This window comes from Pseudomonas sp. S44 (assembly GCF_016624805.1).
In the GTDB taxonomy this organism is placed as follows: Bacteria; Pseudomonadota; Gammaproteobacteria; order Pseudomonadales; family Pseudomonadaceae; genus Aquipseudomonas; species Aquipseudomonas machongensis.
This window is the reverse complement of sequence record NZ_JACVTY010000003.1, coordinates 143,308-168,749: the sequence shown is the minus strand read 5'-3', so window position 1 is coordinate 168,749 and position 25,442 is coordinate 143,308. Positions and strand designations below refer to the sequence as shown.

At 63.9% G+C, this 25,442-nt stretch carries 21 protein-coding genes and 1 pseudogene; 17 read left to right on the top strand and 5 right to left on the bottom strand.

Translation table 11 applies throughout. The annotated features are described in order from the left end of the window. The first annotated feature begins 435 nt into the window (after nt 1-435). A complete protein-coding gene (thiI, locus tag IAE40_RS04860) occupies nt 436-1,890 on the top strand; it encodes a tRNA uracil 4-sulfurtransferase ThiI (protein ID WP_063541418.1) in 1,455 nt (484 codons plus the stop codon). 127 nt (nt 1,891-2,017) lie between these two features. Then, on the top strand, nt 2,018-3,838 hold the full coding sequence (gene typA, locus IAE40_RS04855) for a translational GTPase TypA (protein ID WP_054895282.1): 1,821 nt from the start codon (nt 2,018-2,020) through the stop codon (nt 3,836-3,838). A 102-nt stretch (nt 3,839-3,940) separates the two neighbouring features. On the opposite strand, the gene IAE40_RS04850 is transcribed toward typA, so the two are convergent. Then, the gene (locus IAE40_RS04850; RefSeq protein ID WP_054895281.1) at nt 3,941-4,345 is read right to left on the bottom strand and encodes a YkgJ family cysteine cluster protein; all 405 of its coding nucleotides are present in this window, start codon (nt 4,343-4,345) and stop codon (nt 3,941-3,943) included. Nucleotides 4,346-4,531: 186 nt separating this feature from the next. On the opposite strand from IAE40_RS04850, the gene IAE40_RS04845 reads away from it, so the two are divergent. The 3 genes from IAE40_RS04845 to IAE40_RS04835 all read left to right on the top strand — a co-directional run bounded on the left by IAE40_RS04845 (nt 4,532) and on the right by IAE40_RS04835 (nt 8,822). Continuing rightward, nucleotides 4,532-6,982, top strand: coding sequence for a glycogen/starch/alpha-glucan phosphorylase (locus IAE40_RS04845; protein WP_200602758.1), 2,451 nt, complete (start codon nt 4,532-4,534; stop codon nt 6,980-6,982). Nucleotides 6,983-7,211: 229 nt separating this feature from the next. Then, nucleotides 7,212-8,222 (top strand): class 1 fructose-bisphosphatase, encoded by a 1,011-nt coding sequence (locus IAE40_RS04840; RefSeq protein WP_054895279.1) that lies wholly within the window; start codon nt 7,212-7,214, stop codon nt 8,220-8,222. Between the two features lie 3 nt (nt 8,223-8,225). After that, nucleotides 8,226-8,822 carry a DUF924 family protein gene (locus tag IAE40_RS04835; RefSeq protein ID WP_197890305.1) on the top strand — a complete coding sequence of 199 codons (597 nt, stop codon included), beginning with the start codon at nt 8,226-8,228 and terminating at the stop codon, nt 8,820-8,822. 52 nt (nt 8,823-8,874) lie between these two features. Here IAE40_RS04835 and IAE40_RS26010 read toward each other — a convergent pair whose 3' ends face one another. Both IAE40_RS26010 and IAE40_RS26005 read right to left on the bottom strand, forming a co-directional pair. Further along, the gene (locus IAE40_RS26010; RefSeq protein WP_370671317.1) at nt 8,875-9,600 is read right to left on the bottom strand and encodes a methyl-accepting chemotaxis protein; all 726 of its coding nucleotides are present in this window, start codon (nt 9,598-9,600) and stop codon (nt 8,875-8,877) included. 129 nt (nt 9,601-9,729) lie between these two features. Beyond that, nucleotides 9,730-10,764: pseudogene (locus tag IAE40_RS26005) on the bottom strand (HAMP domain-containing protein); the annotation flags it as partial. A 222-nt stretch (nt 10,765-10,986) separates the two neighbouring features. On the opposite strand from IAE40_RS26005, the gene bamE reads away from it, so the two are divergent. Both bamE and IAE40_RS04820 read left to right on the top strand, forming a co-directional pair. Further along, a complete protein-coding gene (gene bamE / locus IAE40_RS04825; RefSeq protein ID WP_054895277.1) occupies nt 10,987-11,241 on the top strand; it encodes an outer membrane protein assembly factor BamE domain-containing protein in 255 nt (84 codons plus the stop codon). Then, nucleotides 11,238-11,810: a lipocalin family protein gene (locus IAE40_RS04820; RefSeq protein WP_197893383.1), complete on the top strand. Its 573-nt coding sequence runs from the start codon at nt 11,238-11,240 to the stop codon at nt 11,808-11,810. The genes bamE and IAE40_RS04820 overlap by 4 nt, the downstream gene beginning before the upstream one ends. A gap of 55 nt (nt 11,811-11,865) precedes the next feature. Here IAE40_RS04820 and IAE40_RS04815 read toward each other — a convergent pair whose 3' ends face one another. Beyond that, nucleotides 11,866-13,230 carry a formimidoylglutamate deiminase gene (locus tag IAE40_RS04815; RefSeq protein ID WP_200602756.1) on the bottom strand — a complete coding sequence of 455 codons (1,365 nt, stop codon included), beginning with the start codon at nt 13,228-13,230 and terminating at the stop codon, nt 11,866-11,868. Between the two features lie 143 nt (nt 13,231-13,373). Here IAE40_RS04815 and hutC point away from each other — a divergent pair, with 143 nt between their 5' ends. Both hutC and IAE40_RS04805 read left to right on the top strand, forming a co-directional pair. Further along, nucleotides 13,374-14,084, top strand: coding sequence for a histidine utilization repressor (hutC, locus tag IAE40_RS04810; RefSeq protein ID WP_172964844.1), 711 nt, complete (start codon nt 13,374-13,376; stop codon nt 14,082-14,084). Further along, a complete protein-coding gene (locus IAE40_RS04805) occupies nt 14,081-14,656 on the top strand; it encodes a HutD/Ves family protein (protein ID WP_153774278.1) in 576 nt (191 codons plus the stop codon). The genes hutC and IAE40_RS04805 overlap by 4 nt, the downstream gene beginning before the upstream one ends. A gap of 104 nt (nt 14,657-14,760) precedes the next feature. Here the strand turns inward: IAE40_RS04805 and IAE40_RS04800 are convergent, their stop codons facing one another. Then, nucleotides 14,761-15,093: a hypothetical protein gene (locus IAE40_RS04800; protein ID WP_200602755.1), complete on the bottom strand. Its 333-nt coding sequence runs from the start codon at nt 15,091-15,093 to the stop codon at nt 14,761-14,763. A 12-nt stretch (nt 15,094-15,105) separates the two neighbouring features. Here IAE40_RS04800 and hutU point away from each other — a divergent pair, with 12 nt between their 5' ends. The 8 genes from hutU to hutI all read left to right on the top strand — a co-directional run bounded on the left by hutU (nt 15,106) and on the right by hutI (nt 25,436). Then, entirely contained in the window at nt 15,106-16,785 is a 1,680-nt protein-coding gene (hutU, locus tag IAE40_RS04795; protein WP_063541406.1) for a urocanate hydratase, read from the top strand. A 160-nt stretch (nt 16,786-16,945) separates the two neighbouring features. Beyond that, nucleotides 16,946-17,914, top strand: coding sequence for an ABC transporter substrate-binding protein (locus tag IAE40_RS04790; RefSeq protein WP_197893379.1), 969 nt, complete (start codon nt 16,946-16,948; stop codon nt 17,912-17,914). Nucleotides 17,915-17,940: 26 nt separating this feature from the next. Next, complete coding sequence (locus IAE40_RS04785; protein ID WP_063541402.1) at nt 17,941-18,792, top strand: ABC transporter permease; 852 nt, start codon at nt 17,941-17,943, stop codon at nt 18,790-18,792. Beyond that, entirely contained in the window at nt 18,789-19,619 is an 831-nt protein-coding gene (locus tag IAE40_RS04780; RefSeq protein WP_054894807.1) for a quaternary amine ABC transporter ATP-binding protein, read from the top strand. Before IAE40_RS04785 ends, IAE40_RS04780 begins: the two co-directional genes overlap by 4 nt. Nucleotides 19,620-19,627: 8 nt before the next feature. Next, entirely contained in the window at nt 19,628-21,151 is a 1,524-nt protein-coding gene (locus IAE40_RS04775) for an HAL/PAL/TAL family ammonia-lyase (RefSeq protein ID WP_200602754.1), read from the top strand. Between the two features lie 23 nt (nt 21,152-21,174). Beyond that, nucleotides 21,175-22,707 (top strand): histidine ammonia-lyase, encoded by a 1,533-nt coding sequence (hutH, locus tag IAE40_RS04770; RefSeq protein ID WP_125931228.1) that lies wholly within the window; start codon nt 21,175-21,177, stop codon nt 22,705-22,707. Between the two features lie 104 nt (nt 22,708-22,811). Next, a complete protein-coding gene (locus IAE40_RS04765; RefSeq protein WP_200602753.1) occupies nt 22,812-24,215 on the top strand; it encodes an amino acid permease in 1,404 nt (467 codons plus the stop codon). 15 nt (nt 24,216-24,230) lie between these two features. Then, the gene (hutI, locus tag IAE40_RS04760) at nt 24,231-25,436 is read left to right on the top strand and encodes an imidazolonepropionase (RefSeq protein WP_200602752.1); all 1,206 of its coding nucleotides are present in this window, start codon (nt 24,231-24,233) and stop codon (nt 25,434-25,436) included. The last annotated feature ends 6 nt before the right edge of the window (nt 25,437-25,442 follow it).

Sequence of the window (25,442 nt, the reverse complement as noted above, 5' to 3'; positions counted from 1 at the left end):
AAAAGGGTGTCGCCGGGCGCGGATAGTCGGCCAAGCTTACCTGCATCACAAGGGAGCAAATTGCATGCCAGTGCCCGAAAATGGCGAGGGCGCCGTGAAAGTGGGCGTTTGCGGGTGTTTGGCGAGGGAGGGGAGTGGGGTTGTGCACTCATAAAAGGCATTTCATCGCGTCAATGCGTCATTTTGGTGCGCTTATTTGGATGTGATGCGTTTTTTGAGGGCCTCTTCGCGGGCAAGCCGGCTCCCACGGGTTACCGGTTGGCGCAGATCCTGTGGGAGCGGGTTTACCCGCGAAAGGGCCTTTGCAGGCTCCATCAATCCCGCCTGGAAAGCCCTCGAACAAACCTCTGATCAAAAGTTGCTCAAACCTCGAGCCATTTCCGCTATAATTCGCGCCCCTCATTTTCGGCAGGCCCCGGGCGCGCTGTTAACCCAATGAAACTTATCGTCAAAGTCTTCCCAGAGATCACCATCAAGAGCCGGCCGGTGCGCAAGCGCTTCATCCGCCAGCTCGGCAAGAACATCCGCAACGTGCTCAAGGATCTGGATCCGGAGCTCGTGGTCGATGGTGTCTGGGATAATCTCGAGGTGGTCACCCGCATCGAAGACGAGAAAGTCCAGCGCGAGATGATCGAACGCCTGACCTGCACCCCAGGGATCACCCACTTCCTGCAGGTGCAGGAGTATCCGCTGGGCGACTTCGACGACATCGTCGACAAATGCAGGCAGCACTTCGGTCACCTGCTGGCCGGCAAGCGCTTCGCCGTACGCTGCAAGCGCGGCGGCCACCACGACTTCACCTCGATGGACGTCGACCGCTACGTCGGCAGCCAGCTGCGCCAGCAGTGCGGCGCCGCCGGCATCGACCTGAAGACCCCCGAAGTGATGGTGCGCATCGAAATCCGCGACCAGCGCCTGTACGTCATCCACAACCAGCACAACGGCATCGGCGGCTACCCGCTGGGTGCGCTGGAGCAGACGCTGGTGCTGATGTCCGGTGGCTTCGACTCCACCGTGGCGGCCTACCAGATGATGCGCCGCGGCCTGATGACCCACTTCTGCTTCTTCAACCTCGGTGGCCGTGCCCACGAGCTGGGCGTGATGGAAGTTGCGCACTACCTGTGGAAGAAATACGGCAGCAGCCAGCGCGTGCTGTTCATCAGCGTGCCGTTCGAGGAAGTGGTCGGCGAGATTCTCGGCAAGGTCGACAACAGCTATATGGGCGTGACGCTCAAGCGCATGATGCTGCGTGCCGCGGCGCGCATGGCCGATCGCCTGGAAATCGACGCCTTGGTCACCGGCGAGGCGATCTCGCAGGTTTCCAGCCAGACCCTGCCCAACCTTGCGATCATCGACTCGGCCACCGACAAGCTGGTGCTGCGTCCGCTGCTGGCCAGCCACAAGCAGGACATCATCGATACCGCCTACCAGATCGGCACCGCCGATTTCGCCAAGCACATGCCCGAATACTGCGGTGTGATCTCGGTGAACCCGACCACCCATGCCAAGCGCCACCGCATGGAGCATGAAGAGAAGCAGTTCGACATGGCGGTGCTCGAGCGCGCCCTGGAACGCGCCAAGCTGATCTCCATCGACCACGTGATCGACGAGTTGGGCAAGGATATCGATATCGAGGAAGTGGCCGAGGCGCTGCCAGGTCAGATCGTCATCGACATCCGTCACCCTGACGCCCAGGAAGACGCGCCGCTGCAGATCGACGGCGTCGAGGTCCAGGCGCTGCCGTTCTACGCGATCAACAGCAAGTTCAAGCAGCTCGATGCCAACCGGCAGTACCTGCTTTATTGCGACAAGGGTGTGATGAGCCGTCTGCACGCACACCACCTGCTCAGTGAGGGACATGCCAATGTGCGTGTTTATCGTCCGGCATAAGACGCCAGGGCTGTATGGCGGCAGCATCCGCCATCGCCCTCCCGACCTGCGGGCCCGCTGAGCCTTTTACCTTCATATTGGCCGCCTAGACTGGCGGCAAACCGAATCCTCTGCACGAGATACAGTTGTGATCGAAAATCTGCGTAACATCGCCATCATCGCCCACGTTGACCATGGTAAAACCACCCTGGTCGACAAACTCCTGCGCCAGTCCGGCACCCTGGAGCGTAACGAGCTCAACGACGAGCGCGTCATGGACTCCAACGACCAGGAAAAAGAGCGCGGCATTACCATTCTGGCGAAGAACACCGCCATCAACTGGAACGGCTACCACATCAACATCGTCGACACCCCCGGCCACGCCGACTTCGGTGGCGAGGTTGAGCGTGTAATGTCGATGGTCGACTCGGTGCTGCTGCTGGTCGACGCCCAGGACGGCCCGATGCCGCAAACCCGCTTCGTAACCAAGAAAGCCTTCGAAGCCGGCCTCAAGCCAATCGTCGTGATCAACAAGGTCGACCGTCCGGGCGCGCGTCCTGACTGGGTTCTGGACCAGATCTTCGACCTGTTCGACAACCTCGGTGCCACCGACGAACAGCTGGATTTCAAAGTCGTCTACGCTTCGGCCCTGAACGGCATCGCCGGTCTGGACCACACCGAAATGGGTGAGGACATGACCGCGCTGTACCAGTCGATCGTCGACAACGTACCTGCGCCGAACGTTGACCGTGAAGGTCCGTTCCAGATGCAGATCTCCGCTCTGGACTACAACAGCTTCCTCGGTGTTATCGGCGTTGGCCGTATCGCCCGTGGTCGCGTCAAGCCGAACACTCCGGTTGTCGCCATCGACACCGACGGCAAGAAGCGCAACGGCCGTATCCTCAAGCTGATGGGCCACCACGGCCTGCACCGCGTCGACGTCGAAGAAGCCCAGGCTGGCGACATCGTCTGCATCAGCGGTTTCGACGAGCTGTTCATCTCCGACACCCTGTGCGCCCCGGACGCGGTAGAGGCGATGAAGCCGCTGACCGTCGACGAGCCAACCGTTTCGATGACCTTCCAGGTCAACGACTCGCCGTTCTGCGGTAAAGAAGGCAAGTTCGTCACCAGCCGCAACATCAAGGACCGTCTGGACAAGGAGCTGCTGTACAACGTAGCCCTGCGCGTTCAGGAAACCGACTCCCCTGACAAGTTCAAGGTATCGGGCCGTGGTGAGCTGCACCTGTCGGTTCTGATCGAAACCATGCGCCGCGAAGGCTTCGAGATGGCTGTAGGCCGTCCTGAAGTGATCATCCGTGAAGTGGACGGCGTGAAGCAGGAACCGTTCGAGAACGTCACCATCGACATCCCTGAAGAATCCCAGGGCAAGGTCATGGAAGAGATGGGCCTGCGTAAGGGCGACCTGACCAACATGGTCCCGGATGGCAAGGGCCGTGTGCGCCTGGAATACAACATTCCGGCCCGTGGTCTGATCGGTTTCCGTAACCAGTTCCTGACCCTGACCAACGGTGCAGGCATCCTGACCTCGATCTTCGATCGCTACGACACCATGAAGTCGGGCCAGATGTCCGGTCGTCTGAACGGTGTTCTGGTTTCGGTCGAGACCGGCAAGGCCCTGACCTACTCGCTGGAAACCCTGCAGGCGCGCGGCAAGCTGTTCGTCGAGCACGGCCAGGAGATCTACAACGGTCAGATCATCGGTCTGAACAGCCGCGACAACGACCTGGGCGTGAACCCGACCAAAGGCAAGAAGCTCGACAACATGCGCGCTTCGGGCAAAGACGAAGTCATCGCCCTGGTTCCGCCGGTTCGCCACACCCTCGAGCAGGCCCTGGAATTCATCCAGGACGACGAGCTGTGCGAAGTGACGCCGAAGTCGATCCGTCTGCGCAAGAAGATCCTGGACGAAGGCGAGCGTACCCGCGCTGCCAAGAAAGCCAAGAACTGAGTTAGCTCAGGCTGAATGAAAACGCCCCCGGTCGAAAGGCCGGGGGCGTTTTTTTTGCCTGCAGGACTTGCCCGCGAAGAGGCCCGTACCGGCGCTACAGGCCTATCGCCCAACCACCTTGGGCTTGTACGCGCAATACCCCGGTCGCGGTCCGACCTTGGGGTGGTTGCGACAGGTGTCCGGGCGCTTGTCATAAATGGTGCACAGCCGGCTCTTGCGGTCCAGATACATGCAATCGTCGTTGCTCATCCGGGTCAGGGTGAAGATGCCCGACTTCTGGTTGAAGCGTTCGATGATGCCTTCTTTCTGCAGGCGTTTGGCAACGTTCTTCGGCGGCTCGTCCTTCTCGAACTCGTCCACCACGCCGATGCGGATCAGATCCTTGATCTTCACCTCCACGGGCAGGGTGCAGCAGGTCGAATGGCAGCCATGGCACATGCTGCTGGTGTAGCGCTGCCAGGTTTCCAGGCGGTCGACTTCGGCGGCGGCGATCAGGGTCGGTTTCATTTTAATAGTGGGCGGATCACGGTCTTGGGGCGCGCGATCATACCGGAGTTGTTCAATTTGTGAACAACCTTTTGCCGGAATCGCCAAGGCGGCATGAAAACTGCGAACCGAGCCTGTCACTCCCTGTCGAAGGGTCTAGTCTCTTCAATCTCCCTCCGTATTCGTCAACTTGCCCGAGGATGCCGCATGTCCCAGGAACCCAAAGCTCGTGACGCCGAGGTGGCCGCGTTTCGCGCCGCTGTACTGGACAAACTGACCTACGCGGTCGGCAAAGACCCGGAACATGCCTTCGACCATGACTGGTTCGAAGCCATCGCCCTGGCCGCCCGCGATCACATGGTCGACCACTGGATGGACCACACCCGCCAGGCCTACCGGCGCAGCCAGAAGCGGGTCTACTACCTCTCCCTGGAGTTCCTCATCGGCCGGCTGCTGTACGACAGCCTGAGCAACCTGGGCTATCTGGAAATCGCCCGTGAAGCGCTCGAGGGGCTGGACGTGGACCTTGAGCGCATCCGCCTGCTCGAGCCCGATGCAGCGCTGGGTAATGGTGGCCTGGGACGGCTTGCGGCGTGCTTCATGGAAAGCATGTCGACCCTCGGCATCGCCGCCCATGGCTACGGTATCCGCTACGAGCACGGGCTGTTCCGCCAGGCCATCGTCGATGGCTGGCAGCAGGAGCAGACCGAGAACTGGCTGGACTTCGGCAATCCTTGGGAATTCGAGCGCGCCGAGGTGATCTACCCGATCAGTTTTGGCGGCAGTGTCGAAACGCTGCACGATGCCCATGGTGCTGCGCGGCAGGTCTGGACGCCGGGCGAAACCGTTCGTGCAGTGGCCTACGATACGCCGGTGGTCGGCTGGCGCGGCTCCAGCGTCAATACCTTGCGCCTGTGGCGTGCCCGGGCGCTCGAAGAGTTGCACCTGGAGCGCTTCAATGCCGGCGATCACCTGGGGGCGGTGGCCGAAGTGGCGCGGGCCGAAAGCATCTCGCGGGTGCTTTATCCGGCGGACAGCACCGAAGCGGGGCAGGAATTGCGCCTGCGCCAGGAGTACTTCTTCGTCTCCGCGTCGCTGCAGGATCTGCTGCGACGTCACCTGAACATGCACGATGACCTGCTCAACCTGCCGGACTCGGCGGCGATCCAGCTCAACGACACCCACCCCTCGATCGCCGTCGCCGAGCTGATGCGCCTGCTGGTCGACCAGCACGGGATTCCCTGGGAAAAGGCCTGGGAGCTGACGGTCGGCACCCTGGCCTACACCAACCACACCCTGCTGCCCGAGGCCCTGGAAACCTGGCCTGTGGCGCTGATGGAGCGCATGCTGCCGCGGCACATGCAGATCATCTACCTGATCAACGCATACCACATCGACGCGCTGCGGGCCAAAGGCTTGCACGACTTCGACGTGCTGCGCGCGGTGTCGCTGATCGAGGAGGACAACGGCCGCCGTGTGCGCATGGGCAACCTGGCGTTTCTCGGTTCGCACAGCGTCAACGGCGTGTCGGCGCTGCATAGCAAGTTGATGAAGAGCACGGTGTTCGCCGAGTTGCACAAGCTGTATCCGCAACGGATCAACAACAAGACCAACGGCATCACCTTCCGCCGCTGGCTGTACCAGGCCAATCCGCAGTTGACCGCCATGCTGGTCGACGCCCTGGGCGCCGAGGTGCTGGACGATCCGGAGGGCAAGCTCAAGGCGCTGGCGCCTCATGCCGAGAAAGCCACCTTCCGCAAGCAGTTCGCAGCCCAGCGCCTGCACAGCAAGCGCGCACTGGCGAGCATCATCCAGGACCGGATTGGCGTGACGGTCAACCCCGAAGCGTTGTTCGACGTGCAGGTCAAGCGTATCCACGAGTACAAGCGCCAGTTGCTCAACCTGTTGCATACCGTCGCGCTGTACCAGGCCATCCGCAATGACCCAGGCACTGCGTGGGCGCCGCGGGTGAAGATTTTTGCCGGCAAGGCGGCGGCCAGCTATCACCAGGCCAAGCTGATCATCAAGCTGACCAACGACATCGCCCGGGTGGTCAACAACGACCCCACCGTGCGCGGGCTGCTCAAGGTGGTGTTCCTGCCCAACTACAACGTCAGCCTGGCCGAGAGCATCATCCCGGCGGCCGACCTTTCCGAGCAGATCTCCACTGCCGGGTACGAAGCGTCCGGTACCAGCAACATGAAGTTCGCCCTCAACGGCGCGCTGACCATCGGCACCCTCGACGGCGCCAACGTCGAGATGTGCGAGCAGGTCGGCGCGGAAAACATGTTCATCTTCGGCCTGACCGCCCAGCAGGTCGAGGCCCGCAAGCGCGCGGGCGATTTCGGTGCGGCGGCTGCCGTGGCAGCGTCGGGGCGCCTTGGCGATGTCCTGCAGGCGATCCGCAGCGGGGTGTTCTCGCCGGATGATCCAGGGCGCTATGCCGGACTGATCGACGGCCTGGTGGCCTACGATCGCTTCCTGCTGTGTGCCGATTTCGATGCGTACTGGGATGCCCAAATGCGGGTCGAGGAACTGTGGCATACGCCGCAGGAGTGGTGGCGCATGGCGGTGCTCAATACCGCGCGGATGGGCTGGTTCTCCTCGGACCGGACCATTCGCGAATATGCCACTGAGATATGGAAGGCATTGGACTAGCAGAGTGTCAGTTCCGACCCGATCGCGGAGCCAGCCCGCTCCTGCAAAGGACGGCGCTGGCCCTGTAGGAGCGGGCTTGCCCCGCGATGGGGCCGCCGCCGACCAACTGCCTGAACTCATCGCCCGAACCACCGTCTGATCCGCCAGGCGAGTCTCTTCGCTCGCTAGGCTGCCACTCTCCCTGTAAACTGCGGGGGTTTTTCTACCCCTTTCCACTTCGGAGCCATACATGTCCCGCGTTACCCTGAGTCGCTATCTGATTGAGCAGACCCGCAGCAACAACACTCCTGCCGATCTGCGCTTCCTGATCGAAGTGGTGGCGCGCGCATGCAAGGAAATCAGCCACCACGTGTCCAAGGGCGCCCTGGGCGGCGTGCTGGGCAGCATGGGCACCGAAAACGTGCAAGGCGAAGTGCAGAAGAAGCTCGACGTCATTTCCAACGACATCCTGCTCGAGGCCAACGAGTGGGGCGGCCACCTGGCCGGCATGGCGTCCGAAGAAATGGACAACGCCTACCAGATCCCGGGCAAATATCCCAAAGGCGCTTACCTGCTGGTCTTCGACCCGCTGGACGGCTCGTCGAACATCGACGTCAACGTCTCGGTCGGTACCATCTTCTCCGTGCTGCGTTGCCCGAACGAGTACCTGAGCCAGAACGAAACCCTCAACGAAAACGCCTTCCTGCAACCAGGCACCCAGCAGGTCGCCGCCGGTTATGCGATCTACGGCCCGCAGACCATGCTGATCCTCACCCTGGGCAATGGCGTCAAGGGCTTCACCCTGGACCGCGAACTGGGCAGCTTCGTCCTGACCCACGAAAACATCCGCGTTCCGGAAACCACCGCCGAGTTCGCCATCAACATGTCCAACCAGCGCCACTGGGAAGCCCCAGTGCAGCGTTACGTGGGCGAGCTGCTGGCCGGTGAGACCGGGCCGCTGAAAAAGAACTACAACATGCGCTGGATCGCCTCGATGGTGGCCGACGTGCACCGCATCCTGACCCGTGGCGGCCTGTTCATGTACCCGCGCGACGCTCGCGAGCCGAGCAAGCCGGGCAAGCTGCGCCTGATGTACGAAGCCAACCCGATGTCGTTCATCATCGAGCAGGCCGGCGGCGCATCGACCAACGGTTACGAGCGCATCCTCGACATCAAGCCTGAGAGCCTGCACCAGCGCGTGTCGGTGATCCTGGGCTCGAAGGAAGAGGTCGAGCGCGTCACCGCCTATCACAAGGAGTAAGTCATGCTCGCACCTTGGCAGCCGTTGCTGGAATGGTGGTTCGGTTGGGGCACCAGTGCCCAGGCCGTGGCTGACGAGAAAAACACCCGCTGGTTCGGCAAGCATGACGATGCCGAGGCCCAGGCACTGTTCGGCGATCTGGTCGAGCAGGCCCTGGCGGGTGGGCTCGATGAGTGGCAGCAGAGCCCGCAGGGCTGGTTGGGGTTGTTGATCCTGCTCGACCAGTTGCCGCGCATGATCTACCGCGACACACCGCGCGCCTTCGACGGCGACCGGCGCGCGCAGGTGGTGGCCATGCAGGGTTTGCAGAAGGGCTGGGACTATCAGTTGCTGCCGATCCAGCGCGTGTTCGTGCTGCTGGTGCTGGAGCACGCCGAGGTGCTGGATTGGCAGAACCTGTGCGTGGAGCGCTACCAGGTCTTGCTGGACGAGCAACCCGAGGCCAATCGCCGGCTGTTCGAAGGCTTTCTGGACTATGCCGAGCAGCACCAGCGGGTGATCGCGCGGTTTGGGCGTTTTCCGCATCGCAACCTGATGCTGGGGCGGCCGAGTACCAGTGAAGAGATGGACTTCCTGCTGGAGCCGGGTTCCCGGTTCTGAATCAGCGGCGCCTTCTTCGCGGGGTTATCCGCGAAGAAGGCGCCGCCGAACCTTATATCCTGAAACTCCCCACCAACTGCTTCAACCGATCGACCTGATGCTCCAGGTCGTTGCAGGCACGCAAGGTGCTCTGCAGGTTCTGCACTCCTTGCTGGTTCAGCGTATTGATCTCGGTGATGTCGACATTGATCGACTCGACCACTGACGTCTGCTCTTCGGTCGCCGTGGCCACCGACTGGTTCATGCCGTCGATCTCGCCGATGCGCTGGGTCACGCTGCCCAGGCGGTCGCCTGCGCGGTTGGCGATCTCGACGCTGTGATCACTGTGCTGCTGGCTCTGGTTCATGGTGCTCACCGCCACTTGCGCGCCGGCCTGCAATTCCTCGATCAGCCCCTGTACCTGCTGCGCCGACTCCTGGGTGCGGTGCGCCAGATTGCGCACTTCATCGGCCACCACGGCAAAACCACGCCCTGCCTCGCCGGCCCGCGCTGCTTCGATGGCGGCGTTGAGCGCCAGCAGGTTGGTCTGCTGGGAGATACCGCTGATCACGTCGAGAATCTGGCCGATGTTCGCGGTATGGGCGTTGAGCGTCTCGATATTGCCGCACGAATCGCTGATTCGCGCCGACAGCTTGTTCATCACATCGATGGTCTGGCCAACCACCTGCTGGCCTTCCGCGGCCAGGTCGCGGGCGTCGCTGGAGTGCTGCGAGGCGAGGGCGGCGTTCTGGGCGATCTCCTGGGCTGCGGCGCCCAGCTGGTTGATCGCCGCCGCCACGCTGCTGGTGCGGCTGGACTGTTGGTCGGCGTTGTCGATGGAGGCGTTGGATGCACTCACCACCTGCTTGGCCACGGCGTTGACCTGGCCAGTGGCCGAAGCCACTTCGCGGATCGACTCGTGGATACGCTCGACGAAGCGGTTGAACGACTGCCCCAGGCTGCCGAATTCGTCCTGGCCGTGGATGGTCAGGCGCCGGGTCAGGTCGCCTTCGCCCTCGGCGATATCGCGCATGGCTCGGCCCATCACGTGCAGCGGCTCCATCAGCACACGAATCAGCAGGCCCAGCAGGGCGATGATCACCACCACGGCAATCAGCGTGGCCACCACCGCCGAGGTGCGCAGTTCGCCGAGCATGGCGAAGGCAGCATCCTGGTCCAGGACCAGTGCGACGTACCAGTCCGCCGGCACGCCATCGACGTGGGTGAAGCTGATGAACTGGCTGCGACCGTCTGCCTCGACTTCGGCCAGCCCCTTGCCGATGCGCGGGGTGTTATTGGGGTAGACGTCTGCCAGGCTCTTGAGTGCCAGCTCGGCCTTGGGATGGATGAGGATCTTGCCTTCGCCGTTGACGATGAAGGCGTGGCCGTTGCCGCCGAAGTCCAGGGCATTGACCAGGTTGCTGATGGTCTGCAGGTCGGTGTCGACGCCGCTGACGCCGATCAGTTGGCCGGCCTGCTGCACGGGCGTGGCGAGGGTGATCACCAGTTTGCCGGCCGACGCCGAGATGTAGGGTTCGGTAATGATGGTCTGGTTGGCGGCGCTGGCGGCCTTGTACCAGCCGCGGGCGCGCGGGTCGTAGTCGGGGGCGCGATTGCCTGCCGGCACCGATTGCATACGGCCGTCCTTGCCGCCGAAGTAGGTGAGCTGGAAGTTGCTGGCGTAGACCGGCAGCGCCAGGCTGCGGTCAAGGCTGGCCTTTTCCGGGCCGTCCACGGCGACCTGCTGGCCCAACGACTGTAGCAACTGGATGCGGCTGTCGAGCCAGGTGCGGATATTGCCCGCGGTGAGGTTGCCCAGTTCCTGCAGGTTGGTTTCGGTATCACTGCGCAGCGACTGGCGCTGGCGATAGTCGTTGAACAGCACGAAGCAGGCGAAGGCGACGGCCACCACGAGTGCGGCGGCCACCAGGATCTTGTGGCTGAACTTGAGATTTTTTGTCATGTGCAAGGTCTGCGCAGGCATTTCGGGAGGAGGGTGCGGCAAAGGGCCACATCGCTGAATGCTATGTCGCCCGTGATGAATTAGCCATGAGAGATTTGTGACGGGACCCGACCAACGGCATGGTACGAAAGCAGGGGTAGCAGGGAACCGGGGAGGCATTTTCGCTTCTAAGGTCTCTGCAGGCCGTCTCGCCTGTTGCATCCATCTCCAGGAGAGCCCTTCATGTCGTTGCGTTCCCTCGCCCTGTTGTCCTTGTTGGTCGTCCTGACCGCCTGCAGCAAGATCAACCAGGAAAACTATTCCAAGCTCAAGGCCGGCATGAGCAAGGCCGAGGTCGAGCAACTGCTCGGGTCGCCGAAGGAGTGCTCGGGCGCACTCGGCATGAGCAGCTGTACCTGGGGGGACGAGAAGAGCTTCATCAGTGTTCAGTACGCCGCTGACAAGGTGTTGATGTACTCAGGGCAGGGCCTCAAATGAGGGCCGCGCATCTGCTGCTGGCGCTGGGTCTGGCGTTGGCGTTGGGCGGGTGTGCCAGCTCGTCGGTGGATTCGTTGGCGCCCAAGACGGCCGGCAACGTCGACCTCAAGCGCTACCAGGGCAAGTGGTTCGAGCTGGCCCGCCTGCCGATGCGCTTCCAGGAAGGCTGCGCGCAGTCCGAAGCCCATTACAACCTCAAGCCCGATGGCAGCCTGGGTGTGCTCAATCGTTGCCGTACCGAAGGTGATGAATGGTTGCGCGCTGAAGGTCGTGCGGGCATCGAGGCGCCGGGGCACACCGACAAGTTGTGGGTGGAGTTCGACAACTGGTTCACGCGCCTGGTACCGGGGCTGACCAAGGCGGACTACTGGATCCTGTACGTGGACGATCACTACCGCACTGCGATTGTCGGCAGCCCGAATCGCAAGTACCTGTGGATCCTGTCGCGAACTCCGAGCCTGCCGGCGTGGGAGCGCGAGAACCTGCTGTCGAAGGCTCGCCAGCAGGGGTATGACACCAGTCGGCTGATCTGGCGGGTGTCGGACAGGGCGATCGTTGCCCGGCATTGAGTCTCCCGGGCTCCAGGTCAGGCCTGGCGCGATCCGCAGCTGATCACGCCGGCTTTCAGCCCAGCAGCGTGCGCAGTACCGCGGCGAATGCCTGCCCGCTTTGCTCTTCCAGCGCATGTCGCCCCTGGCGTACCACCCACCGGCCGTTAACCATCACATCACGTACCTGACGGTCGCCGCCAGCGAACAGCCAGCGGTTGAGGATGCCGTCGCCGGTCGAGGTCGCCAGGTACGGATCCTGGCCATCGAGCACCAGCCAGTCGGCACGCTTGCCCACCGCCAGCTCGCCAATGCCTTGCCCCAGGGCCTGCGCGCCGCCTGCCAGCGCCGCGTCGTAGAGTGTGCGGCCGACCATCGGCTGGTCGCTGCGGTACAGCCGGTTGCGTCGCTGATCGCGCAGGCGTTGGCCGTACTCCAGCCAGCGCAGCTCTTCGACCACGCTCAGCGAAACATGGCTGTCCGAGCCGATGCCCATGCGCCCGCCCTGGGCCAGGAAGTCGACGGCCGGGAAGATGCCATCGCCCAGGTTGGCCTCGGTGGTCAGGCACAGCCCTGCCACCGCGCCGCTGCGGGCCATGGCGCTGACTTCGTCGGCCTCGACGTGGGTTGCATGCACCAGGCACCAGCGCGCATCCACCTCGACGTGCTCGTACAGCCATTGCACCGGGCGACGGCCGCTCCAGCCCAGGCAGTCGTTGACTTCCTTCTGCTGCTCGGCAATGTGGATGTGCACCGGGCACGTCTTGTCGCTGGCGCCCAGCACTTCGGCGATCTGGTGTGGCGTTACCGCGCGCAGCGAGTGGAAACACAGGCCCAGGTGCTGCGCGGGTTGCGCGGCCAGCAGCGGCTTGAGCTGCTCCTGCAGGCGCAGGTACTGCTCGGTGGAGTTGATGAAGCGGCGCTGGCCCTCGTTCGGCGCCTGGCCGCCGAAGCCGGAATGGGAGTACAGCACCGGCAGCAGCGTCAGGCCGATGCCGCTGGCGCTCGCTGCCGCGCTGATCTGGCGCGACAGCTCGGTGGGGTCTGCGTAGGGCGTGCCGGCATTGTCGTGGTGAACGTAGTGGAATTCGGCCACCGAGGTGTAGCCGGCCTTGAGCATCTCGATGTACAGCTGGCGGGCGATGACCTGCAATTGCTCGGGAGTGATCAGGCCGACCAGGCGGTACATCAGGTCGCGCCAGGTCCAGAAACTGTCGTTGGGGTTGCCGACCACCTCCGCCAGGCCTGCCATGGCGCGCTGGAAGGCGTGGGAGTGCAGGTTGGGCATGCCCGGCAGCAGCGGGCCGGCCAAGCGTTCGGCGCCTTCGGCGCTGGCGTTCACGTCTATTTTTTCGAGGCGTCCGGCGGTGGACACCTCAAGGCGGACATTGCTGGCCCAGCCTGAAGGGAGCAGGGCGCGTTCGGCGAAGTAGGCGGACATCACTCGGTCATCCTGTATCGTTATTTGTATATACATATACAGACGTTTGCCTGCCGGGTAAACTGCGGCAAGCTACCGTCAATCAAATTGCACAAGGATGCATAGCCGTGCCGACACCTTCCGTCTCCGCGCTGGTGGCCCAGATGGGCGAAGGGCCGGCGCCGCTGTATGCGCGGGTCAAGCAGATGATCGTCCAGCAGATCGAAAACGGCAGCTGGCCGCCTCATCATCGCGTCCCGTCGGAGAGCGAGCTGGTCAGCCAGCTGGGCTTCAGCCGCATGACCATCAACCGCGCCCTGCGCGAGCTGACCGCCGAGGGCCTGCTGGTCCGCATGCAGGGCGTCGGGACCTTCGTCGCCGAACCCAAGACGCGCTCGGCGCTGTTCGAAGTCAACAACATTGCCGACGAGATCGCCAGCCGCGGGCATCAGCACCGCTGCCAGGTGATCATCCTCGCCGAGGAGGCCGCAGGTTCCGAGCGCGCCATGGCCCTGGACATGCGCGAGGGGCAGCGGGTGTTCCATTCGCTGATCGTGCACTACGAAAACGATGTGCCGGTGCAGATCGAGGATCGCTATGTGAACGCGGCGATCGCCCCGGATTACCTGCGCCAGGATTTCACCCGGCAGACGCCTTATGCGTACTTGTCCCAGGTCGCGCCGCTGACCGAAGGCGAGCACGTGGTCGAAGCGATCCTGGCTGACCCAGACGAATGCAAGCTGTTGCAGATCGAGCGTGGCGAGCCCTGCCTGCTCATCCGTCGGCGTACCTGGTCGGGCCGCCAGCCGGTTACCGCCGCGCGCTTGATTCACCCCGGTTCCCGTCATCGCCTGGAAGGACGTTTCAGCAAATGAGCCAGCTGCAGTTGTTGCGTGCCCACGATTATCCGCGCATGCCCTGGAAGAACGGTGGTGGGTCCACCGAAGAGATCACCCGCGATGCGGGCGTTGGCCTGGACGGGTTCGGCTGGCGCCTGTCGATCGCCGATATCGAGGCTTCCGGCGGCTTTTCCAGTTTCACCGGTTACCAGCGGATCATCACCGTGCTGCAGGGCGATGGCATGCGCTTGTCGGTGGACGGTCACGAAAGCCGGCCGCTGCTGCCGTTCGATGCCTTTGCGTTCAGCGGCGAGAGCCAGGTCGCCTGCACGCTGCAGGGTGGCCCGATCCGCGACTTCAACCTGATCTATGCGCCGAACCGCTACCGCGCGCGGTTGCAGTGGTTCATGGGGGGGACTCGCCTGTTCAGTTCGGCCGAGACCGTGCTGGTGTTCAGTGCCGAGGCGGACCTGCGCGTCGGGATCCAGGGGCAGGCGTCGGTGCTTGGGTTGTATGACTGCCTGCAACTCAGTGGTAACGCGGGTTTGCTGGAGGTCGAGGTATCGGGGCGCTGCTGCGTTATCGAGTTGAGCCCTCAACTGTTGTAAGTCTTCAGGGCCCTATCGCGGGACGAGCCCGCTCCTACAGGTTCAGCGCCGGTCTGGCTGGCGCATCGAACCTGTAGTAGCGGGCTCGTCCCGCGATAGGGCCCTCAAAAACCCTGCAAAACAGTTACCCGGTAACGCCCGCAAACAGCGCGCCCTGTTACCGAATGCCCCAAAGTGGCGCAAAGCCATTGCTGTCTGAATTCCCCGGCAAATCCTTCCCGCGATTTTTCTTCACGTCCCAAGGCCTTGAACCACGAGGCCTTCAGCCCATCGCCCGAGCCTCTCGAACCACCCGTTTCGATGACTCGGCAATTCAATTGCATATGCTTGTATGTACAAGTAAAGATAAGTGCGCGATAGTGGATAGGCCGTCCCATCCGCACGGTACCGAACAGCCCCGGCCCGCCGATCTCGTCGGGTTTGAATAGATCGCTCAAGGAGCACCTTTCGTGACTGACAAAAAGCCCACCACTTTCCGTGACGTCGAGATCCGCGCCCCACGTGGCACCCAGCTGAACGCCAAGAGCTGGCTGACCGAGGCCCCGCTGCGCATGCTGATGAACAACCTTGATCCGGAAGTGGCCGAAAACCCCAAGGAGCTGGTGGTGTACGGCGGCATCGGCCGTGCTGCGCGCAACTGGGAGTGCTACGACAAGATCGTCTCCACCCTCAAGGAGTTGAACGACGATGAAACCTTGCTGGTGCAGTCGGGCAAGCCGGTTGGGGTGTTCAAGACCCACAGCAACGCCCCGCGCGTGCTGATCGCCAACTCCAACCTGGTGCCGCACTGGGCCAACTGGGAGCACTTCAACGAACTGGATGCCAAGGGCCTGGCCATGTACGGCCAGATGACCGCCGGCAGCTGGATCTACATCGGTAGCCAGGGCATCGTCCAGGGCACCTACGAAACCTTCGTCGAAGCCGGTCGCCAGCACTACGGCGGCAGCCTCAAGGGCCGCTGGGTTCTGACCGCAGGCCTCGGCGGCATGGGCGGCGCCCAGCCTCTGGCCGCGACCCTGGCTGGCGCCTGCTCGCTGAACATCGAATGCCAGCAGGTCAGCATCGACTTCCGCCTGCGCACCCGTTATGTCGACGAGCAGGCCACCGACCTCGATGACGCCCTGGCGCGCATCGCCAAGTACACCGCCGAAGGCAAGGCGGTTTCCATCGCCCTGCATGGCAACGCCGCTGAAATCCTCCCGGAACTGGTCAAGCGTGGCGTGCGTCCGGACATGGTCACCGACCAGACCAGCGCCCACGACCCGCTCAATGGCTACCTGCCGATCGGCTGGACCTGGGAGCAGTACCGCGACCGCGCCAAGACCGACCCGGCTGGCGTGGTCAAGGCCGCCAAGCAATCGATGGCGGTGCACGTGCAAGCCATGCTCGACTTCCAGAAAGCCGGCGTGCCGACCTTCGACTACGGCAACAACATCCGCCAGATGGCCCAGGAAGAAGGCGTGAAGAATGCCTTCGACTTCCCAGGCTTCGTGCCCGCCTACATCCGTCCGCTGTTCTGCCGCGGTATCGGCCCGTTCCGCTGGGCAGCCCTGTCGGGCGACCCGCAGGACATCTACAAGACCGACGCCAAGGTCAAGGAACTGATCCCGGACGACGAGCACCTGCACCGCTGGCTGGACATGGCCCGCGAGCGCATCAGCTTCCAGGGCCTGCCGGCACGTATCTGCTGGGTTGGCCTGGGCCTGCGCGCCAAGCTGGGCCTGGCGTTCAACGAAATGGTGCGCAGCGGCGAGTTGTCCGCCCCGGTGGTGATCGGCCGTGACCACCTGGATTCCGGCTCCGTATCGAGCCCGAACCGTGAAACCGAATCCATGCAGGATGGCTCCGATGCCGTGTCCGACTGGCCGCTGCTCAACGCCCTGCTCAACACTGCGGGTGGCGCCACCTGGGTTTCCCTGCACCACGGCGGTGGCGTGGGCATGGGCTTCTCCCAGCACTCGGGTGTGGTGATCGTCTGTGACGGCACCGACGAAGCGGCTGCGCGTATTGCCCGCGTCCTGACCAACGACCCGGCCACCGGTGTGATGCGCCATGCCGACGCCGGTTACCAGATTGCGATCGATTGCGCCAAAGAGCAGGGTCTGAACCTGCCGATGATCACGGGTTGATCCGCGTCCCAGGGGTTGCTGCGCAGCCCCATCGCGGGACAAGCCCGCTCCTACTGTAGGAGCGGGCTTGCCCGCGAAGGGGCACGCAGTGGCCCCAGGTGATCCACCTTCTTTGCAAGGACTGCCGATTTCCACTTCTTAAGTTTGGGAGCGTCACGCAATGAAAACCAACAAGACCTTGCTTGCTTCGCTGTTCGCCCTTGGCCTGCTCGGCAGCGCCGGTGTCACTCAGGCCGCTACCTGGTGCGAATCCGGCAAACCGGTGAAATTCGCCGGGCTGAACTGGGAAAGCGGCATGCTGCTGACCGATGTGATGCAGTTCGTGCTCGAGAAGGGCTACGACTGCAAGACCGACAGCCTGCCGGGCAACTCCATCACCATGGAGAACGCCCTGGGCACCAACGATATCCAGGTTTTTGCCGAGGAGTGGGTGGGTCGCAGCGAAGTGTGGAAAAAGGCTGAGGCAGCCGGCAAGGTGGTCGGCGTCGGCGCACCGGTGGTCGGTGCGGTCGAAGGCTGGTACGTGCCGCGCTACGTGATCGAGGGCGATGCCAAGCGCAAGCTCGAAGCCAAGGCGCCAGGCCTGAAGAACGTTGCCGACCTGGCCCAGTACGCCAGCCTCTTCAAGGACCCTGAAGAACCGAGCAAAGGCCGTTTCTACAACTGTCCGGCCGGCTGGACCTGTGAGCTGGACAACACCCAGATGCTCAAGGAATACGGCCTGGAAGACAAATTCACCAACTTCCGCCCGGGCACCGGCCCTGCGTTGGATGCGGCGGCGCTGTCGAGCTACAAGCGCGGCGAGCCGATCCTCTTCTACTACTGGACGCCAACCCCGCTGATGGGCCAGATCGACCTGGTCAAGCTCGAGGAAAAACCGGGCGTCGACAAGACCGTGTCGATCAAGGTCGGCCTGTCGAAAACCTTCCACGAACAAGCGCCGGAGCTGGTCGGCGTGCTGGAGAAGGTCAATATCCCGATCGACATTCTCAACCAGAACCTGGGGCGCATGAGCAAGGAACGCATCGAATCGCCGAAGCTGGCCAAGATCTTCCTGAAGGAACATCCTGAAGTCTGGCAGGCGTGGGTCAGTGAAGACGCTGCCAAGAAGATCAATGCGGCGCTCTGAGCGTCCTCACCTGATGAGTGGTACCTATGTTCCCTGACAATCTCACATTCTCCATCGCCGACTGGGTCAATGGTTGGGTCGATGCGCTGGTGACCAACTACGGCGATGTGTTCCGGCACATTTCCGACACCCTGCTGTGGGCCATCGTCAACCTCGAAGGCCTGCTGCGTGCAACGCCCTGGTGGCTGATGCTGGGTATCGTCGCGGTCATCGCCTGGCACGCCACCCGCCGCATCCTGCCGACCCTGGTGATCGCCGGCCTGCTGTTCCTGGTCGGCGCCGTCGGCCTGTGGGACAAGTTGATGCAGACGCTGGCGCTGATGCTGGTGGCCACGCTGATCTCGGTGTTGGTGGGCATTCCGCTGGGCATCCTGTCGGCGCGCAGCAACCGCCTGCGGGCGGTGTTGATGCCGCTGCTGGACATCATGCAGACCATGCCCAGCTTCGTGTACCTGATCCCGGTGCTGATGCTGTTCGGCCTGGGCAAGGTGCCGGCGATCTTCGCCACGGTCATCTATGCCGCGCCGCCGCTGATTCGCCTGACCGACCTGGGGATCCGTCAGGTCGATGGCGAGGTGATGGAGGCGATCAATGCTTTCGGCGCCAACCGCTGGCAGCAGCTGTTCGGCGTGCAACTGCCGCTGGCACTGCCAAGCATCATGGCCGGGATCAACCAGACCACCATGATGGCCCTGTCGATGGTAGTGATCGCCTCGATGATCGGCGCCCGTGGCCTGGGCGAGGATGTGCTGGTCGGTATCCAGACCCTCAACGTTGGCCGCGGCCTCGAAGCGGGCCTGGCCATCGTGATTCTCGCGGTGGTGATCGACCGCATTACCCAGGCCTATGGTCGGCCACGTCATGAGGTGAGCAAATGAGCACGCAGCCGATCAGCAAGATCGAAGTGAAGAACGTCTTCAAGATCTTCGGCGAGCGCGCCGGGGAAGCCCTGCAACTGATCCGTGAGGCGCGCAGCAAGGAGCAGGTGCTGTCGCAGACCGGCTGCGTGGTCGGGGTCAACGACCTGTCGCTGTCGATCGGCAGCGGCGAGATCTTCGTCATCATGGGCCTGTCCGGATCGGGCAAGTCCACGTTGGTGCGCCACTTCAACCGCCTGATCGACCCCACCAGCGGGCAGATCCTGGTCGATGGCGAGGACATCTTGCAGTACGACATGGAGGCCCTTCGCGAATTCCGCCGACGCAAGATCAGCATGGTGTTCCAGAGCTTCGGGCTGCTGCCGCACCGCAATGTGCTGGACAACGTCGCCTACGGCCTGAAGGTGCGTGGCGAGAGCAAGCAGCTGTGCCAGGAACGTGCGCTGCAGTGGATCGAGACCGTGGGTCTGAAGGGCTACGAGAAGAAGTATCCGCATCAGCTCTCCGGTGGTATGCGCCAGCGTGTGGGCCTGGCCCGGGCGCTGGCCGCCGATACCGACATCATTCTCATGGACGAGGCTTTCAGCGCCCTCGACCCACTGATCCGCGCAGAGATGCAGGACCAGTTGCTGGAACTGCAGAAAACCCTGCACAAGACCATCGTCTTCATCACCCACGACCTGGACGAGGCGGTACGCATCGGCAACCGCATCGCCATTCTCAAGGATGGCCGCTTGATCCAGGTTGGTACGCCGCAGGAAATCCTGCACTCGCCGGCCGACGAATACGTTGACCGTTTCGTTCAGCGCCGCGCCGTCGCGGTATGAGGAGCATCATGTCGAAACCTGAAGTCGTGGTGATCGGCAACGGGCCGGTACGCTGGCAGGACATTGCCGCCGTGGCCCGCCACGGCGCGCGCCTGGAGCTGGCGCCGCAGGTGTGGGCGCGTATCGACAATGCCCAGGCCATCGTCCGGCGTATCGTCGACAGCGGCGAGCGCGCCTATGGCGTGAACACCGGCCTGGGCGCCCTGTGCAACGTCTCGCTGCAGGGCGAGCAGCTCAGCGCACTGTCGCGCAACACCTTGCTCAGCCACGCCTGCGGCGTCGGTCCGGCGCTGTCGGACGAACAGACGCGAGCGATCATCTGCGCTGCCATCGTCAACTACAGCCATGGCAAGTCGGGCCTGCAGCGTTCGGTGGTCGAGGCGCTGCTGGCGTTGCTCGAACATGGCATTACCCCGCAGGTCCCGTCCCAGGGCTCGGTGGGCTATCTCACGCACATGGCCCACATCGGCGTGAGCCTGCTGGGTGTGGGCAAGGTCAGTTATCGCGGGCGCCTCGTCGAGGCCGCCGAGGCCTTGGCCGATGCCGGGCTTGCGCCGGTGCAGCTCGGAGCCAAGGACGGGCTATGCCTGGTCAACGGCACGCCGTGCATGACCGGCCTCGCCAGCCTTGCGCTGGATGACGCCAGCCGCCTGCTGCAATGGGCCGATGTGATCGGCGCCATGAGCTTCGAGGCCCTGCGCGGCCAGATCGCTGCGTTCGACGCCGAGATCATCGCCCTCAAGCCACACCCAGGCATGCAGCTGGTGGGCGAGAACCTGCGCGCGCTGCTCGATGGCAGTGAAGTGATCGCCTCGAGCAAAGGCATCCGGACCCAGGACGCCCTGAGCATCCGCTCGATTCCGCAGGTGCACGGCGCGGCCCGCGACCAACTGGCCCACGTGGTGCGCCAGGTCGAGGCCGAGCTCAACGGCGCCAACGACAACCCGCTGCTGCTCGGTACACCGGACGATTTCCGTGTGGTCTCGCAGGCCAACCCCCATGGCCAGTCGGTGGCCCTGGCTGCCGACCTGCTGGCGATCGCCATGGCCGAGATCGGCGCGATCGCCGAGCGCCGCCTGGACCGCCTGGTCAACCCGCATGTCAGTGGCCTGCCGGCGTTCCTGGTCAGCAACCCCGGCGTCAACTCGGGGATGATGATCGCCCAGTACGTCGCCGCCTCGCTGTGCGGGCAGAACCGCCAGTTGGCGCAGCCGGCAGTGCTCGACAATTTCGTCACCTCGGGGCTGCAGGAAGATCACCTGAGCATGGGCACCAATGCCGCACTCAAGCTGCACCAGGTATTGGAGAACTGCACGCAGATCCTCGCCATCGAGTACCTGCTGGCCGCCCAGGCATTCGAATTCCTCAAGGAACAGCGGTTCGGCGCGGGCACCGACGCGGCCTGGCGCTTGCTGCGCGAGAGCGTGCCGGCCTACCTGCAGGACCGCTGGCTGGCGCCGGACATCGCCAGCACCGCGGCCTTGCTCAAGGATCCCCGGTTGCCGCAGCCGTTGCTGGCTGCGCTGCACTAGACAAAATAACAAGGAGCATGAACATGGAAGCTTTGACCCTGACCCCCGGCCAGTTGACCCTGGCCCAGTTGCGCCGCATCCACCAGGCGCCGGTGCGCCTGAGCCTGGATGCCGACGCGGGTGCCGCCATCGACGCCAGCGTTGCCTGCGTCGAGCGCATTCTTGCCGAAGACCGCACGGCCTACGGCATCAACACCGGTTTCGGCCTGCTGGCCTCGACCCGCATCGCCAGCCACGACCTGGAAAACCTCCAGCGCTCGCTGGTGCTGTCCCACGCTGCCGGGATCGGCGCGCCGCTGGACGACGCGCTGGTGCGCCTGATCATGGTGCTGAAGATCAACAGCCTCAGCCGGGGTTTCTCCGGCATCCGCCGCAAGGTCATCGATGCGCTGATCAGCCTGGTCAACGCCGAGGTCTATCCGCACATTCCGCTGAAGGGCTCGGTTGGTGCCTCTGGCGACCTCGCGCCGCTGGCGCACATGTCGCTGGTGTTGCTGGGCGAGGGCAAGGCGCGTTACCAGGGGCAATGGCTGAATGCCAACGAAGCCCTCGCGGTGGCTGGCCTCGAGCCGCTGACCCTGGCTGCCAAGGAAGGCCTGGCCCTGCTCAACGGCACCCAGGCGTCCACCGCCTATGCGCTGCGTGGCCTGTTCCAGGCCGAAGACCTCTTCGCCGGGGCCATTGCCTGTGGTGCGCTCACCGTGGAAGCGGCACTGGGCTCGCGCTCGCCGTTCGATGCGCGTGTCCATGAGGTGCGCGGCCAACGGGGCCAGATCGACGCTGCCGCCTGCTACCGCGACCTGCTGGGCGACTCCAGCGAGGTTTCGCAATCGCACAAGAATTGCGGCAAGGTCCAGGACCCGTACTCGCTGCGCTGCCAACCGCAGGTCATGGGCGCCTGCCTGACCCAACTGCGCCAGGCTGCCGAAGTGCTGGCCGTGGAATCCAACGCCGTCTCTGACAACCCGCTGGTGTTCGCCGCCGAGGACGAAGTGATCTCGGGCGGCAACTTCCACGCAGAACCGGTAGCCATGGCGGCTGACAACATCGCCCTGGCCATTGCCGAGATCGGCTCGCTGAGCGAACGCCGCATCTCGCTGATGATGGACAAGCACATGTCGCAGCTGCCGCCGTTCCTGGTGGAAAACGGCGGGGTCAACTCCGGCTTCATGATCGCCCAGGTCACCGCCGCCGCGCTGGCCAGCGAGAACAAGGCGCTGTCGCACCCGCACAGCGTCGACAGCCTGCCGACCTCGGCCAACCAGGAAGACCACGTGTCGATGGCCCCCGCCGCGGGCAAGCGTCTGTGGGAGATGGCGGAGAACACCCGTGGCGTGCTGGCCATCGAATGGCTGGGCGCTTGCCAGGGCCTGGACCTGCGTGAGGGCCTGAAGACCTCGGCGAAGCTGGAGCAGGCGCGCCAGACCCTGCGCCGCGAGGTACCGCACTATGACCGTGACCGCTTCTTCGCGCCGGATATCGAGGTGGCTGTGGAGCTGCTGGCCGACGGGCGCCTGACCGGCTTGTTGCCGGCTGGAGTGCTGCCGAGCCTGTGATCGGTGTCCATGCCTTCGCGGGGCGAACCCGCTCCCGCAGTCGAACCTGCAGGAGCGGGCTGGCCCCGCGATGAGGCTCTTGAGAACAACAATAAGGACGAACCATGCAACCAGCACAAGGACTCAAACGCGGGCTGACAGCCCGACACATTCGATTCATGGCCTTGGGATCGGCCATCGGTACCGGCCTGTTCTACGGCTCGGCGTCGGCGATCCAGATGGCCGGGCCAGCGGTGCTGCTGGCCTACCTGATCGGCGGCGCGGCGGTGTTCATGGTCATGCGCGCCCTCGGTGAAATGGCGGTGCACAACCCCGTGGCCGGTTCTTTCGGGCAGTACGCCAGCACCTATCTCGGGCCAATGGCCGGGTTCGTGCTCGGCTGGACCTATGCCTTCGAGATGATCATCGTGTGCATCGCCGACGTCACCGCGTTCGGGATCTACATGGGCTTCTGGTTCCCCGAGGTACCGCGCTGGATCTGGGTACTGGGCATCGTGTTCCTGATCGGCGGGCTGAACCTGTGCAACGTCAAGGTGTTCGGCGAGATGGAGTTCTGGCTGTCGCTGCTCAAGGTTGGCGCCATCGTTGCGATGATCGTGGCCGGCTTCGGCATCATGGCGTTCGGTCTGGGCCAGGCCGGTGCCGAAGCCGGGGTCGGGGTCGCCAACCTGTTCGAGCATGGCGGCTTCCTGCCCAATGGTATCGGCGGCCTGATCGCTTCGTTCGCGGTGGTGATGTTCGCCTTCGGCGGCATCGAGATCATTGGTATCACCGCCGGTGAGGCGCAGGATCCCAAGCGCGTCATCCCCAAGGCGATCAACGCCGTGCCGCTGCGCATCCTGCTGTTCTACGTGCTGACGCTGTTCGTGCTGATGTGCCTGTACCCCTGGCCACAGATCGGCACCCAGGGCAGCCCCTTCGTGCAGATCTTCAGCAACCTGGGCATCGGCTCGGCCGCTGCGGTGCTGAACGTGGTGGTGATTTCCGCGGCGGTCTCGGCGATCAACAGCGACATCTTCGGTGCGGGTCGCATGATGTACGGCCTGGCCGAGCAAGGCCAGGCGCCGCGAGGGTTCGCACAGTTGTCCCGGCACGGCGTGCCGTGGCTGACGGTGCTGGTGATGGGCGCTGCGCTGCTGCTGGGGGTGCTGCTCAACTACCTGATTCCGGAAGACGTCTTCCTGCTGATCGCCTCGATCGCCACCTTCGCCACCGTGTGGGTGTGGCTGATGATTCTGGTCACCCAGGTGGCCATGCGCCGGCGCATGAGCCGCGAGCAAGCGGCCGCGCTGGAGTTCCCGGTGCCGTTCTGGCCGTGGGGCCCGGCGCTGGCGATTGTGTTCATGTTGTTCATTTTCGGTGTGCTCGGCTACTTCCCGAACACTCAGGCGGCGCTGCTGGTGGGCGTGGCGTGGGTGGTGTTCCTGGTGCTGTCCTACCTGCTGTGGTGCAAGCCGCGCTCGGGGCAGGGCCAGGTCGCCCGGGAGCAGGCCGAACTGCACCGCTGACTTGTGGAGAGCTTTATGAGAACCCTCTGGCAGCACTGCCACGTGGCCACCATGGCCAACGGCAGCTACTCGATCATCGAGGATGCGGCGATCGTCACCAATGCCGGGCTGATCGAATGGATCGGCCCCAAGGCCGAACTGCCGGGCGTCGATGCCGAGCGTGTGGTCGACCTGGGCGGCGCCTGGGTCACTCCTGGCTTGATCGACTGCCATACCCACACAGTGTTCGGCGGCAACCGCAGTGGTGAGTTCGAACAGCGACTGCAGGGCGTCAGCTATGCCGAGATCGCCGCCCAGGGCGGTGGCATCGCCAGCACCGTGCGTGCCACGCGTGCGGCCAGCGAGGACGCACTGCTGGCCAGCGCCCGTCAGCGTGTTCAGGCGTTGCTGCGCGATGGTGTCACCACACTGGAGATCAAGTCCGGCTACGGCCTTGACCTGGCCAATGAGCGCAAGATGCTGCGCGTTGCCCGGCGCATCGCCGAAGAGCTGCCAGTGACCGTGCGCGCCACCTGCCTTGCCGCTCACGCATTGCCGCCGGAGTACGCCGGGCGGGCCGATGACTACATCACCCATATCTGCGACGAGATGCTCCCGGCCCTGGCCGCCGAAGGGTTGGTGGATGCGGTGGATGCGTTCTGCGAACACCTGGCGTTCTCGCCAGCGCAGGTCGAGCGGGTGTTCATCAAGGCGCGTGAACTGGGGTTGCCGGTCAAGCTGCACGCCGAGCAGTTGTCGTCGCTGCATGGTTCGAGCCTCGCGGCACGCTACCAGGCGCTGTCGGCCGATCACCTGGAATTCATGACCGAGGAAGATGCCATCGCCATGGCCCAGGCGGGCACCGTCGCCGTGCTGCTGCCGGGGGCGTTCTATTTCCTGCGTGAAACCCAGTTGCCGCCGATGGACGCCCTGCGTCGGCATGGCGTGAAGATCGCCCTGTCCAGCGACCTCAACCCCGGCACCTCGCCGGTGCTTTCGCTGCGCCTGATGCTGAACATGGGCTGCACCCTGTTCCGCATGACCCCGGAAGAGGCCTTGGCCGGTGTCACCTTGCATGCCGCCACGGCCTTGGGCCTGGGCGACAGCCATGGTTCGCTGGAGGCTGGCAAGGTCGCTGACTTCGTCGCCTGGCAGATCGACCGTCCTGCCGACCTGGCCTACTGGCTGGGTGGCGACCTGCCCAAGCGCGTGGTGCGCCTGGGCCACGAAATTTCCCACTGAGCGAGG

Excerpts from the sequence above, each read along its gene's own strand:
- thiI (WP_063541418.1), top strand. The coding sequence starts at position 436 with ATGAAACTTATCGTCAAAGTCTTCCCAGAGATCACCATCAAGAGCCGG.
- IAE40_RS04850 (WP_054895281.1), bottom strand. The coding sequence starts at position 4,345 with ATGAAACCGACCCTGATCGCCGCCGCCGAAGTCGACCGCCTGGAAACC.
- IAE40_RS04845 (WP_200602758.1), top strand. The coding sequence starts at position 4,532 with ATGTCCCAGGAACCCAAAGCTCGTGACGCCGAGGTGGCCGCGTTTCGC.
- IAE40_RS04840 (WP_054895279.1), top strand. The coding sequence starts at position 7,212 with ATGTCCCGCGTTACCCTGAGTCGCTATCTGATTGAGCAGACCCGCAGC.
- IAE40_RS04835 (WP_197890305.1), top strand. The coding sequence starts at position 8,226 with ATGCTCGCACCTTGGCAGCCGTTGCTGGAATGGTGGTTCGGTTGGGGC.
- bamE (WP_054895277.1), top strand. The coding sequence starts at position 10,987 with ATGTCGTTGCGTTCCCTCGCCCTGTTGTCCTTGTTGGTCGTCCTGACC.
- IAE40_RS04820 (WP_197893383.1), top strand. The coding sequence starts at position 11,238 with ATGAGGGCCGCGCATCTGCTGCTGGCGCTGGGTCTGGCGTTGGCGTTG.
- IAE40_RS04815 (WP_200602756.1), bottom strand. The coding sequence starts at position 13,230 with ATGTCCGCCTACTTCGCCGAACGCGCCCTGCTCCCTTCAGGCTGGGCC.
- hutC (WP_172964844.1), top strand. The coding sequence starts at position 13,374 with ATGGGCGAAGGGCCGGCGCCGCTGTATGCGCGGGTCAAGCAGATGATC.
- IAE40_RS04805 (WP_153774278.1), top strand. The coding sequence starts at position 14,081 with ATGAGCCAGCTGCAGTTGTTGCGTGCCCACGATTATCCGCGCATGCCC.
- IAE40_RS04790 (WP_197893379.1), top strand. The coding sequence starts at position 16,946 with ATGAAAACCAACAAGACCTTGCTTGCTTCGCTGTTCGCCCTTGGCCTG.
- IAE40_RS04785 (WP_063541402.1), top strand. The coding sequence starts at position 17,941 with ATGTTCCCTGACAATCTCACATTCTCCATCGCCGACTGGGTCAATGGT.
- IAE40_RS04780 (WP_054894807.1), top strand. The coding sequence starts at position 18,789 with ATGAGCACGCAGCCGATCAGCAAGATCGAAGTGAAGAACGTCTTCAAG.
- IAE40_RS04775 (WP_200602754.1), top strand. The coding sequence starts at position 19,628 with ATGTCGAAACCTGAAGTCGTGGTGATCGGCAACGGGCCGGTACGCTGG.
- hutH (WP_125931228.1), top strand. The coding sequence starts at position 21,175 with ATGGAAGCTTTGACCCTGACCCCCGGCCAGTTGACCCTGGCCCAGTTG.
- IAE40_RS04765 (WP_200602753.1), top strand. The coding sequence starts at position 22,812 with ATGCAACCAGCACAAGGACTCAAACGCGGGCTGACAGCCCGACACATT.
- hutI (WP_200602752.1), top strand. The coding sequence starts at position 24,231 with ATGAGAACCCTCTGGCAGCACTGCCACGTGGCCACCATGGCCAACGGC.